13 protein-coding genes and 1 pseudogene are annotated in these 12497 nt (G+C 49.2%); all 14 read right to left on the reverse strand.

From position 1 onward, the window contains the following. Positions 1 to 13: 13 nt before the first annotated feature. The 14 genes and pseudogenes from KJS28_RS10070 to KJS28_RS10135 all read right to left on the reverse strand — a co-directional run bounded on the left by KJS28_RS10070 (position 14) and on the right by KJS28_RS10135 (position 12276). Entirely contained in the window at positions 14 to 1750 is a 1737-nt protein-coding gene (locus KJS28_RS10070) for a C40 family peptidase (protein WP_002304377.1), read from the reverse strand. Between the two features lie 3 nt (positions 1751 to 1753). Then, complete coding sequence (locus tag KJS28_RS10075) at positions 1754 to 4141, reverse strand: VirB4-like conjugal transfer ATPase, CD1110 family (protein WP_002588967.1); 2388 nt, start codon at positions 4139 to 4141, stop codon at positions 1754 to 1756. Next, the gene (locus tag KJS28_RS10080; RefSeq protein WP_002304375.1) at positions 4101 to 4535 is read right to left on the reverse strand and encodes a PrgI family protein; all 435 of its coding nucleotides are present in this window, start codon (positions 4533 to 4535) and stop codon (positions 4101 to 4103) included. Before KJS28_RS10080 ends, KJS28_RS10075 begins: the two co-directional genes overlap by 41 nt. A 17-nt stretch (positions 4536 to 4552) precedes the next feature. Next, positions 4553 to 5419, reverse strand: coding sequence for a VirB6/TrbL-like conjugal transfer protein, CD1112 family (locus KJS28_RS10085; protein WP_002304374.1), 867 nt, complete (start codon positions 5417 to 5419; stop codon positions 4553 to 4555). A gap of 25 nt (positions 5420 to 5444) precedes the next feature. Further along, positions 5445 to 5660 (reverse strand): Maff2 family mobile element protein, encoded by a 216-nt coding sequence (locus tag KJS28_RS10090; RefSeq protein ID WP_002576404.1) that lies wholly within the window; start codon positions 5658 to 5660, stop codon positions 5445 to 5447. A gap of 83 nt (positions 5661 to 5743) precedes the next feature. Beyond that, complete coding sequence (locus KJS28_RS10095; RefSeq protein WP_002304334.1) at positions 5744 to 6136, reverse strand: helix-turn-helix domain-containing protein; 393 nt, start codon at positions 6134 to 6136, stop codon at positions 5744 to 5746. A gap of 5 nt (positions 6137 to 6141) precedes the next feature. Then, positions 6142 to 6462, reverse strand: coding sequence for a hypothetical protein (locus KJS28_RS10100; protein ID WP_002304332.1), 321 nt, complete (start codon positions 6460 to 6462; stop codon positions 6142 to 6144). A 12-nt stretch (positions 6463 to 6474) separates the two neighbouring features. After that, positions 6475 to 7278, reverse strand: a pseudogene (locus KJS28_RS10105) (VirD4-like conjugal transfer protein, CD1115 family); the annotation flags it as partial. 41 nt (positions 7279 to 7319) lie between these two features. After that, positions 7320 to 7478, reverse strand: a complete 159-nt coding sequence (locus KJS28_RS10110; RefSeq protein WP_006428300.1) for a transposon-encoded TnpW family protein — start codon at positions 7476 to 7478, stop codon at positions 7320 to 7322. A gap of 142 nt (positions 7479 to 7620) precedes the next feature. Then, complete coding sequence (locus tag KJS28_RS10115; RefSeq protein WP_213540770.1) at positions 7621 to 9492, reverse strand: AAA family ATPase; 1872 nt, start codon at positions 9490 to 9492, stop codon at positions 7621 to 7623. Between the two features lie 11 nt (positions 9493 to 9503). Beyond that, complete coding sequence (locus tag KJS28_RS10120; RefSeq protein ID WP_213540771.1) at positions 9504 to 9806, reverse strand: hypothetical protein; 303 nt, start codon at positions 9804 to 9806, stop codon at positions 9504 to 9506. Then, on the reverse strand, positions 9803 to 11299 hold the full coding sequence (mobQ, locus tag KJS28_RS10125; protein WP_213540773.1) for a MobQ family relaxase: 1497 nt from the start codon (positions 11297 to 11299) through the stop codon (positions 9803 to 9805). Before mobQ ends, KJS28_RS10120 begins: the two co-directional genes overlap by 4 nt. Then, complete coding sequence (locus KJS28_RS10130) at positions 11265 to 11624, reverse strand: DUF3847 domain-containing protein (RefSeq protein ID WP_213540775.1); 360 nt, start codon at positions 11622 to 11624, stop codon at positions 11265 to 11267. Before KJS28_RS10130 ends, mobQ begins: the two co-directional genes overlap by 35 nt. Before the next feature lie 127 nt (positions 11625 to 11751). Continuing rightward, positions 11752 to 12276: a hypothetical protein gene (locus tag KJS28_RS10135; protein WP_213540777.1), complete on the reverse strand. Its 525-nt coding sequence runs from the start codon at positions 12274 to 12276 to the stop codon at positions 11752 to 11754. Positions 12277 to 12497 lie beyond the last annotated feature (221 nt).

Here is a 12497-nt window from a genome sequence, read left to right on the forward strand (position 1 = left end):
CGCCATCCCTCCTTTAGTTTCTGATTCTGCCGAAGCAGTAAAAATGCTGTTGCCAGTAATTCGATTCGATAGAAGCGTAGGAAATGGGGTTTCCGCAGTGGATCATCATACCATTGCCAACATAGATACCAACGTGTGATGCACCGGAGGTATCATAAGTGCCTTGGAAGAAAATCAAATCTCCCGGTTTGGCAGAGCTTTTCGGGATAATGTCGCATACGCCCATCAAACCGTTTGCGGTCAAACGACCAACACTCCAACCGTTTCCGCAGTGATTGATTACATAGGAAACAAATCCGGAGCAGTCAAAGGAGGTAGACGGGCTGCTGCCGCCCCACACATACGGGTATCCCAGATATTTTTCAGCTTCCCGAATCATATTGGCAAATCTTGTGTCTGTCAGCGCTTCGCCCGGAATATCATAATCGGTGTACTCGCCGCCAGGGGTGGCGTAAATGTCATTTCCGAAAATATCCGGTCTGTTGCCCCTTGTCTGAAGCAAAATTCTATATCGCTCCATATCATCTTCCGACAAGCCGGAATTTGAAATCACACTGTTCAAGCCCTTATTTCTGAGCTTCACATTCAGAATATAATATTCGTAATCTTCTTCCTCTGTTGTTGTCTCTCCCGTTTCGGGATCAGTAGAAGATGTTGTTCGTGTACGAATCTCTACTACTTCCGTCAGGGTCAGCTCATATTGTTGCTCAAATAGCCATTGCAGGGTAGCCTGCACCTCATCTCTGGTGTAATCCTCAAACTTCACCGTCAAATACGCCGCCAGCTCATAAGGATTGTGGTTGATTTCATCAAGGTCATACCGGTACTCGTCATATCCGCTATGAGTACGCTCGATATTATTGATTTTATTGCGGAGCGCAGCTTCCAAAGCCTTGTAATCATTGTCCGCACCAATAATATCTTCCTCTTTTGCAGTAAAAGAAGTTCCCAGAATGATCTGTGTGCCGCCTTGGAACATAGCCGAACAAGACGAGAACATCCCTGAGAGTATCATAAAAAGCAGTCCGGCAATCAAAACAAACAGAATCGTTTTAGAGTGTGTGGTGCAGAACTCCGTTACTCTTTCTGTGATGTTCTTGGCTCCCTGAGCTGCTTTGCCCGTTGCCTTGCCTGCACCCTTAGATGCAGAAGCCGTTGTCGAAGCGGTATTCTTACCGGCTTTGGCGGCAGCATATTCTTTCTTGATTGCCCTTTTCTGTTGCCAACGGGAAAAGGGATTGGAACCGGCATCGGGGTTGTCCTTTTTGAACTTCTCATACAGGGCATTTACATTTGCTTTATCTGACTTCTCAACCAGCTTTTCCGCCTTGTCGTAGGCTTTCAGCTTGTGACTGTAAACGGCATGATCGACGGTATAGACAGTGGATTCAACAGCCTTGGTCGTTTCCTGCACAGCCTGAACGCCGATATTATCATCCTCATATTCTGACACCGCCCGATGTGCTTTGGATGTGAGCGTGACTGCGGCACCACGGCTTGCCATGTGCTTTGCCACAGATGGGCGCTCGATTTCCGTAAACTCCGCTTTTTCAAAACGGAGCTTTGCTTTACGGGAACCGGCTGCATCTGTTTCCAGCTTTAGCTTCGGCTTTGCCTTTTTAGAAGCCAATTTGTCTGCCGCTTTTTCAGCCCTATCAACCGCCTTATCTGCACGGTCGGCAGCTTTCTTCACATGAGAATCTGCAAGGTCATCTTCGGTAAAACGGAGTCGTGTAGGTCTTTTCGCCATACATTACGCCTCCTTTTCCTGTGCCACCTCGTTTAACTTCGTGGTCATAATGCGATACAGTTCCAGATCTGTCGGGAATCGGTCAATGAACGGCAGAATCACATTGCCATAGAACAGAAGTCCTTCGCCCTCACCGGAGTTGGTTACATAGGACAGCTGATGCGGCGAAATGTTCAACCGCTGTGCCAGAATACTTCGGTCATCGCTTGCCTGATTCAGCATATAGATGAAATCAGAGTTTTCGAGGATGTTGGCAATCTCCGGGGAACGAAGCAGGTCTTTGACATTCTGAGTAATACCGGTCGGCAAGCCGCCCCATTTACGGAATCGCTTCCAGATTTCTACGGAATAGGTTGCCGTCTGTTCTTCCTTCAGAAGCAGATGGAACTCGTCAATATAATATCTGGTCGATTTACCGGCAGAACGGTTGGCAGTTACACGCCCCCAGACCTGATCCTGAACGATCAGCATACCGATTTTTTTCAGCTGATTGCCCAGCTCCTTAATGTCGAAGCACACCAGACGATTCTGAATATCCACATTGGTTCTGTTGTTAAACAGTTTCAGAGAACCCTTAACATAGATTTCCAAGGCGGTCGCTACATGGTGGGCTTCCTTTTCGTCCTGTTTCAGAAGGGCATCATACAAATCCTCAAGGATCGGCATATTCTCAGGGGCAGGATTGTCGAAATATCTCTGGTAAATCTGATGCACACAACGGTCGATAACCGTCTTTTCGATAGGCTGCAAGCCATCCTTACTGCCCATAATCAACTCACAGAGGGACAGGATAAAATCAGCTTTCAGTGCTACCGGGTTGTCATCCTCAGAGTAGTTCAGGTTGATGTCCATAGGGTTGATATAGTTGGTACTGGAGGAGCTGATTTTTACCACCTGACCATTGAACTTGTGAACCAGAGCCGCATATTCCGCTTCGGGGTCGCAGATGATAATATCGTCATCCGTAACCAGGAACGCATTGGTGATTTCACGCTTTGCGGAAAAGGATTTACCGGAACCGGGAGTACCCAGAATCAGTCCGTTGGGGTTCTTGAGCTTCTTTCTGTCCACCATGATAAGGTTGTTCGACAGAGCATTCAGCCCGTAATAGAGCGTTTCTCCACCATTCTGGAACAGCTCCTGCGTGGTGAAAGGCACAAAAATAGCCGTGGAACTGGTAGTCAGGCCACGACGAATCTCAATCAGGTTTTGTGCCAAAGGCAGGCTGCTCATCAGTCCGGATTCCTGCTGAAAATCCAAACGACGCAGATTGCAGTTATGCTTCTGGGCGATGCTCTGTGCCTGGAACACATTGTTCTCCAGTTCCTGCTCGGTGCGCCCGGTGTTCAGCACCAGAAATGTCACCATGAACATTCGCTCATTCTGGCTCTGCAATTCTTTCAGAAGTGACTTCGCATCTTTACCATAGGTAGCAAGGTCAGATGGGATAATGTCCATGTCATAGCCAGAACGCACAGCCTTTTTCTGTTCCTCGATTTTGGAACGGTCAAGCTCGGTGATGATTCTCTTGATGGTCTTAATCGCCGCAGTCTGGTCAACCGACTGGATGTGCATGGTCACGATCTGCGTGGATTCCATATCCAGAAAATCCGCCAGCATACGATCAGACAGGTCTGATGCCGTAATTGCCAGATAAGACATCGAACCGAAGATACTGCCCATCTGGAAGGTGCGGTTGGTCTTAAAGGCAAACGCCGTCGGAGCAATGAAGTCCTTTACGGACAGCCCGGATTCCACAAGATACTTCCAATCGAAGAAGAACTTATCATTATCACCCATGTGGAACATAGAGTGCATCAGATGCAGCCGCTCTTTGCCGTTCATGGTAGTGGCAATGACACCCAAACGCCGAAAGTTATTGAGCAGATCGTTTTCGATATGGTTGAGTCTCGGCTTTGCCTGCCGCATGGATTCGGCTTCAATGCCGAATGTCAGGTACTTGGTTTTGGTCAAGCCGTTGTTGCCCTGCGCCAACTGCTTTTTCAGCATCTGGCTATACTCGGCACGGACGGGATTGAAGCTGTCCTTCTTGAACGGGATACGGATACTCTTTTCAAAGCTTTCAGCATCGGTACTCAGGTTCATAAAGGAAAGCTCAAAGTGAATGGAGCTGTCAAAGAAATTCAGGAAACTGCACCACTCATCGAAGATGGCAGTCTTATCTTCCTGCTGTGCCAGCTGATAGTTGATGTCCTGAAACTGAATGGTCTTGGTGTAATAACTGTCAGTGACACGGCAGATGCCATCCGGGAACATTCTCTGAAAGGGAATGGACTGCTGTGCAGTCTGCGGAATACCGTTGTCCTTCTTTGCCCGTTCCACAACAGCTTTAATTTCTCGCTGCTGCTTCCGATTCAGATTTGCAGGCATTTTGATGTTTCTTGCCTGTGGCTTCTTTTTGAAAAACAATTCGTTCAACCTCCTTTTCCAGTTTGTACTGACGCATCAAAGCGTCATAATAGTTGTCCGTCTGATAAGGGCGAACCTTGGGACGAACGAATTTGGTCTGAATGAAGTGTTCTACAACCACTTCCAACGGCTGACTATCCTTTTCATACATTGCCAGAAAGAACAACGGTAACATGACGATCATCATGGACAGTGCTGCAAGGCTCACATTTCCGGTTGCTTTGACCAGAAAGAAAATCGGCACTCCGATGAGCGCCGCCGCACCAAAGCAAAGTAACTGCCGTTTCGTCAGATTGAAGAACACTTTTGTTTTTACCCTCGTCAGGTCACGAGGTACGGGAATATACGCTGCCAAACAATTTCCTCCTTCCCTTAGTGAGCGCTGAATACACCCTTCGCAAGCGAACCAGTCTTAAACAGGGTGAAGCACAAAAGGACGGTGTAGCCCATAACACCCCAGATAGAACCGATGATGTCATCACTGAATGCGATAGACTGAATCAGCACCGCATAAATGCCCACGCAGATCATAATCAGGAATCCCTGGAATCCGATTGCAAACAGCGAACGCAGATAATTCTGTCCGATATTGCTCTGTTCTCTGTTTCCAAAAGTGGAAAGCGGAATCGGGGCAAGGCTGACCATCAGATAAATTTCAATCATTCGACCGTAGACGATCACAAAGATGATGATTGCCAAAGCGGACATCGTGACCTGCACGATAAAGGATTGCAGGAACAAGCCGAGCAAAGGACCCAAATCCATTGCCATCAGCGTTTCTTCCATTGTTTCCAATGCCGAAGCATCTATGGCAGTATTTCCGGATATGATACCGGCGCTTGCGTTTATAACGTGCTGTGTCACATCAAACACAGCCATCGTGATATTGAATGTGTTTGTGATTAACATGACCGCAACAAAAGTCTTGAACACCCATTTGAAGAAGATCCAGGTTTCAAAATTTGCCAGATTGTTGTGGTCAATAATCATCTGAATTAGCTCATAACAGGCAATGAAGGTCAGAATCAAGCCTGCGATTGGGATAATCACTGACTCGGAGATGTTTCGTACCATGGCAAAGACACCCGGCGAAAAATTCGCCGGGGTCATGCCAACGGAGGTTGCTATCTCGCCAACCTGGTTGTTGACGGACTCAAACATCCCCGACAGATTTCCCATAATAGCTGAAACGAGCATTTCTTTCAGCCAGTCTGTGATCTGTTGGAGTATGCTGTCCAAAGGCGATTACCTCCTTGTTTTGTGATTAACCGAACAGTCCGGAGAGCAGAGGTACAAGGGTGGTGCCGATGAGGGCAACACCGCCGCCAGCCATGAGCTGCTTCATGCCCTGGGACTTTGCGCCGGGGTTATCGTTGCCGTAGCCCTCAAGCAGATTGATTGCACCCCAGATGCCAAGACCTGCGCCCAGAGCGATAACGAGAGTCTGAAGAACGGTTACTGCGCTATTGAAAAATGCCATAATATTTTCCTCCTAAAATTTGAAATTGTTTTGAGAATAGAAAAAGCCCTCCGTACTACCGGCATCAAAACCGGACGGAAGGCTTAGTTTACGAGAATCTTTTCAAGGAACTCCTCGACGGTTATCACGCCAAGTTTCTGTTCCATTCTGCTTCTTGCATATTCAGTTTCACAATCATATATATCACCACCACCTTTCATAAGAAACAGCCAATACATTGACTGCAACAAATCTTCACGAGAAGCACAGATTGTCGGTGAAAAAACGACAGGTGAAACCTTCAGAACCTCTGCGAGTTTCGCTGTGGTTTCTGCATTAGGGGTTCGAGCGTTTTTCTCATACTGAGCAATACGGACATCCGCTGTTTTCTCGGAATACCCCATCAGGAGTCCAAGCTCTTTCTGGGTAAGGCGGCGAAATCGTCTAACGAACTTCAATCGCTGCCCAATAGAGGTATCCGTGATCCACCAAGTCATTTTTTTTACACCTCGCTTTCTGCAAATTCTCGATATACAACCTCATTTTTTGCTCTGCGCTTGCCTACGGCTTCACTGGGAGCAAGGTCAGGGTAGGTTGCCTGCACTTTCTGTCTGCTTCTGCGGACAGTTTCAAACCCCGGAAAGCTGCGTCTATCCAGTTCCTTCAAAAACACAGGAACCGTCATGGCATGAATGTCGATGCCACGCAGACCGGAATAGTGTTCCAGTACCATCAGGTACAAATGATTGTCGGTATTTCTTGCCTTGTGGTCGTGTTCCAAGATGTTCTTAACCAGGGCAGATACCGTTTTCAGATTTTCCAAACAGAAACCTCCTTAATCCGCATCGACTACCACAAACTCATCACCTGCCTTGAGCTTCAACCTTCGACTCAGAAACTGCTCAATGTTGAACTCATTTCTCTTATCAAAGTCTGATGTGTACTTATAATTGGGGTGCTGCGTCAGATCGTACTTGTCAGAAAGAAACGGTCTGACACCACGCAACTGCAAAATACACTTGCTGCCATCCAGAACCGCAAGCTCATCTACGCTCGCAAGGTCTTTGCCTAACTTCTGATAATTCAAGCCGTAAGACGGGCTGTTACCTCTGGTGTTGGAGGTGTTGTAGGTGTCGATAGTTTCTTTTCCCAATGCCTGATTCAGTTCTTTGAGCGTGGTTGGCTCAGAACCACCCAGGAAAATTCGGGAATCCATGTTGCCGATGATGGTATCGGCATTGTCTTTATAAATGGCTTTCAGCTGTGATTGTGCCTGGAGAACAAGGCAAGCCGATATTTCACGGCTTCGGATTGTCGCTACCAGTTTTTCCAGATTGGGAATCTGACCGATGTTTGCCATCTCATCAATCAAGCAGCGCACATGAACCGGCAGTCTGCCGCCGTACACATCATCTGCTTTCTCGCACAACAAGTTGAACAGCTGTGTGTAAATCATGGAGATCAAAAAATTAAACGTCGCATCCGTATCTGACATAATCAGAAAGAGCGCCGTTTTCTTATCTCCGAGAGTATCCAACTGCAACTCGTCATAGGCAGTCACATCTCTGACCTCCTGAATATCAAAAGGAGCCAGACGAGCGCCGCAGGAAATCAAAATCGACTTAGCGGTCTTGCCAGAGACGAAAAGTCAAGGACTTTTTCATCAAATTCACAAAGAAGTCACATTTTGCGGACTTCCTCACGGAGCAGACGCTTGATTTTGTCCTCCATTGTCTCTTTTGCGGTCTGGCTGAAATGCACACGGACGATATAGGTTGTTTTGCCGATCTGCTTTCTGACAGTCGGGCAAGTGGCGGTGTTGGTTGCGGTATTGTTCATTCAAAATCCTCCTGTAAATGAAAAATGCCCGGTGACTGTTCATCATCGGGCGGTGTCGGTATGAGGGAACAAGGCAAGGCGGCAACATTAAGGTATCTATAAAAACCTTGCCGTCTTTGCCACGCTTGCCGTGTTCCTGTTGTCAGTCTCGGAGATAGCAGACCCATACTGTGCCGTCTTTCTCGGTCACAAGCCTGTCTCCAATACGGCTTTTAGCTGTCCTCATCGTGCGTGAGGATATGCCCCTGTCATTGACCGCTTTTTCCAGCTCTGCACTCGGCATTTTCTTTCCGTCTGCCAGCAATTCCAGTATCAGCATTTCTGCCTGTGCGGTCTTGCTTTCGGTCTTGGCGGTGTCTGTCCCGGCAAGAAGCTCGTCAGCGGTAATGTCATAAGCCCCTATCCACTCAAAACCTTTCTCATCTCCCAGAGAAAAGGCAAGGGACTGTCCGGGCGGCGCAAGGGAGCTTTTCTCATGGATCAGCACCCTCGTTGTGGGGCTGTCCTTCAGCTTGCCGATAAAGAGCAGACTGCGGACTGCCGCCGTAATGTCGATAGACCCTAATCCCCGGTAGGTGCTTTGCGTTCCTGCGGCTTTGTTGAGGTGTCCGATCAGCACGATAGCGCACCCGGTAGCCTGTGCAATGTCTCCCAGACTGCGGAATATCGGGCGCACCTCGTTTGCTCTGTTCATGTCCACATCTGCACCCAGAAAAGCCTGTACCGGGTCAATGATAACCAGCCTTGCGCTGTTTTCCCGGATTGCCCTTGCTATGCGTTCATCGGCAAGGGTCAGCGGCGTGTCTCTATCGTCAATGACAAGCACTCGTTCAAGGTCTGCGTCTGCTTCTATCAGTCGGGGCTTGACGGTATCACCCAGACCGTCCTCGGCGGTCTGATAGATGATATTGAAAGGTTCAAGTGTCTCCATACCGGGCAAAGGCTTTCGATTGGTGCAAGCCGCCGCAAGGCGCATGGCAAAGTAGGTCTTGCCCTCGCCGGGATTGCCCTGGATAATTGTCAGCTTTCCAAAGGGGATATAGGGAAACCATAGCCATTCCACGCTCGTCAGCTCCACATCAGCCATACGGAGCATGGGGACAGGCTGGGCGGTTGGCAGCTCTCGCAGCGTGATTGTCTCGGCTATGAATTTGCGGCTCGGAATGTCCCCTTGCTGACGGAGAACATCGTTCCAGTCTTTCCTTGCCGGGACAAGGCGAATGACGGCGATCTCGCTGGGAATGGATTGTGCCAGTCGGGTACAGGCTTCGCTTCCTGCGGTGTCGCTGTCAAGGCAGAGGAACACTTTTTGGGTGTCCTTGCGTTCAGAAAGAAAACGGTCAAGAGCCTTGCCCGAAACGCCGCCCAGGGCAAGATAGCTTCGATTTTTCCAGTCCTGCGGGTAAAGGCAGATAAAGGACAAAAGGTCTATCGGTGCTTCAAAGACAAAGAGCTGATTGCCGTTTCCCCCATAGCGGAACGGATAGGACTTGTCAGACCCGGCAATGTCCTGTCTGAATGGGTCTGCCGTTCCTCGCACATGGGCGTATCTCGGCGTACCGCTTCGGTCTCTGCCAACAAAGACAACATTGTGCCGCTTTGCGTCCTCGTAAATATCCCCGGAAAGAAGAAAAGCCTCAACCAGTTTCGGGTTGAGACCTCGGCTTTCGCAAAGATATTGAATTGCTCTGTCGGCTGTTCTGTTGTGCAAGGGCAAGTGGAACGCTGTGTGCGGTGCTGTGGTGGCTTCGGTCTGCCCCTCGCCGTTTTCGCCTGTCAACATCTGGACGGCTTCGGGAAAGGACTTGCCGTAAAACTCCATGACAAAATCAATGGGATAGCCGCCCTTGCTCTGGCTATGGCGAAACCACTTGTTTCCCCGGACGGTCAAGCTGTCATGTTCTTTCCAGCGGTATTCCCGTCCGCTTTTGATTAGTGTCTCTCCCTGTGTACGGAGAAAATCTTCCAGACTGACGGCATTTGCCCGGTCAATCTGCGCTTGGGTGTACTGCATGAGCGTCCTCCTTACTTCTTGAAAACATCGCATCGTCTGCAAACGCCATGCTCACGCTCGTCCAACGTGTAGGGGCAGTTTGCACATTCCTCGCCGTACTGTCTTGTGGTAACAGGCAGATAGCCCAGCTCCTGCAACATATCAATCTGGCGGTCGGTGAGGGTGGCTTCAAAGGCAAGGCATTTCCGGGTACGCTCGTCCAACTCAATCAGGTCGGAAAGCGGTCTGCCATCGGTCAAAGCTTCTCCGCTCAAAAGGCGTTTTGCCGTTCTGCGGATGGGATTGTACTCGTTCTTCCAGTCGTATTTTTTCATCGTGTCATATCCTCCTTTTTGTGTCGTGTTTGGGGTCGATTTTGGAGCTTTTGTTCCTCTGTACGCTCGTTAAATCGGGCGGCAGTATCTACGCATGACCTGACCTTCCAAAGGCGGTGCAAATCGTCTCTGACAGCCTTAAACTCGCCATAGGTGGTTTCGTGCGCCTGTTCCAGCTCGTCATACTTGTCGGACAGCTTTTTCATATCCACCTTGCCGTCCGGGAACTCCTCGGTCAGCTTTCGTCTGGCGGCGTAGAACTGTATCAGTTCCGCTTCATGCTCTGCCTTGTACTTGGCTCTGGGCTTCTCAAACTTGATTTTCTGCAAGCCGTCATAGATAGGCTTCAAGCTCTGGAAAGCGGCGGAGCTGTCATAGAGCTGCTTGATTGCTTTCATTCGGGCGTTCTGTTCGTCCAGCGTTTTCTTCAAGCTCTCTGTGGTAGCACTGTGTTCGCTGACACGGTGTTCCAAATCCTCAAGGGAGTAAATGCCGTTTGCCCGGAGATAATTGAAAGTCTCATTCATCTCCTTTAGATTGCTGACCTTGCCTTTCTGCGAATACGCCCCGGCTCTGCGCTGGGTGTAATAGGCGTTCAGCAGAGAAACAAGGTCGGGTGCCTGCGGCTTGGCAAGCTCTGCTTTTGCTTCGGCAATCCAATCGAACAGGAGAGCGATTTTCTTCTTGATGTCCCGGATAACGGCATTGGTTGCCTTGATCCAGCGGTTGAACTCGCCCTTCTCGGTGCGTATGCCTTTCTTCTCCATTGCCCGGACGGTTGCGCCCTCGTGGACGGTGGGAAGAAGCTCCACGCCCTGACGCTCATAGCTTCGGTGGTCGATACGAACGTCAAGCCCCTTTTCCGCAAACTTGGCGTTGCATAGCTCCGCCCATGTCTGCCGCCAGTATTCCAGCGTTTCGGGACTGCCCCAGTCGGTAGTGGGAACGGCGTTGAACACAAACTTTCCGTCTGCGTCCCGGATACGGTTGCCGTCCTCGTCCAGCTCATACACCCGGCGTTGCTTTAGTCCCCATTTGCCGTTCTGCTCGATGGGGCGGATGGGGCAAAGCACATGAAAATGCGGGTTTGGTATGCCGCCGTCCTCCCGGTCTGGCTGGTGTACGGCGAAGTCAACCACCATGCCACGGCTCACAAAGTTCTCCAGCAAAAATTGCCTTGCAAGAGCGATGTTTTCCTCAAGGGAAAATTCATTCTGCAAGGCAATGTCAAAGCTGTATGCAAGCTGGGCGTTCTTTCCACGCTCGGCTTTTTCCACGGCGTTCCATAGGGTCTGGCGGTCTGCGTATTCTGGCGGTGCATGGGACGGCAGGAGAATGTCAGAGCAGATCACGCCGCCCTTTCTGGTGTAGTCGCTGTATTCGCCGTAATACTCGCTATACAGCTTTTCGCCGGAACGGTAGGCGGCAGAAGCAATAGCGGACTGTCCTGCGCTTCGCTTAGTCTGCGTGACGCTCAGATGAAATAGTGCCATCGGCTTTCTGCTCCTTTCCTCTGCTCGCTTGGTTGATGTGGGTAATCGCCATGTGACGGACGGCTCGCTGGACTTCGGGCAGAGAAAAGATGTGTTCCATCAGCTCCGTCATTTCGGTGCGTGTGAGATCTTTGAACTCCGGGGCAAGGCTCTCAATCGTGCCGCCCAGATTGCAAAGACGGTGGGTGCGCTTTTGTCTCTCGCCTTTCTCCAGATACTTCTTTCTGTTCTCCAGACGCTCCAGCTTGTGCTGTTCCTGTGCAAGCTGTGTCTCGACCTGTTCCTTTTCGGCTCGGAGCTGTTCAAGGTTTTTCGGTTTTGCCATTTTTCGTGACCTCCTTTTTTGAAAATGGGGATAAAAAAAGACCGTCAACTTTTCGCAGATTGCGACCAGTCAACGGTCAGTTTTTCGGTATTCAGTTGTTGTGTTCAGTTCGGTAAATTGAAGTTGGTCAAAGTTGTTGGCGAAGATATTCCACAACATTTCCATTCGTATCATAGAAACAGATGTTTCCTACATTGAGGGGCAGGACAATGGCGAAAGGCTTGCCACTATCAATATCAATCACCTGAATGCCGTTGCCATCATCTACTTCAAGTCGAACAATATTTTGGGTATTCATTGAGATAAATGCCCTTTCGTTATTTCCCTCAACAACAAACTCTGCAATGTAATCATCAACCTCAACTATATCTCCACCACCACGGAAGAAATATCCAAAAGACAAGCCAGGGCGATTTACATAGACAGAAAAAGTGTGGTCTGTCTTGTCCTGTGGGTAAGAAATAAATGCAGCCATTCTGTCGGAAATGCTTCCATCAACAATCCAATCATCCAAAATTTTTTGAGATTGGCGAATGTCTGCTTCTAAACTGTTTGCGGTTTTACCAATGTCATTGTTTGCATAAAGGAAACCGAAAACCAACACACAAGCCAAAATAACACCCAAGAGGATTATGGGTAATTTCTTTTTCATAGAATCACACTCCTTTATCAAATTAAGATTCTTGATTTTCAAACTTGCTGGCGGCGAACGGTTTGTCAAAACCGTTTGCGGACGGCAAGTCCACAGGGGATAGCCGCTTTAGCGGTGCAAGGGGGTGTAGCCACCTTGACGGAACGAAGTGACGCAACATTCGCAGGCAAGCAGTTTTCTTCTGCTGACAGAGAATGAAGCTCCGCAGGACGCACTACTCT

Origin of the sequence: Vescimonas coprocola (genome assembly GCF_018408575.1) — a bacterium.
Taxonomy (GTDB): Bacteria; Bacillota; Clostridia; order Oscillospirales; family Oscillospiraceae; genus Vescimonas; species Vescimonas coprocola.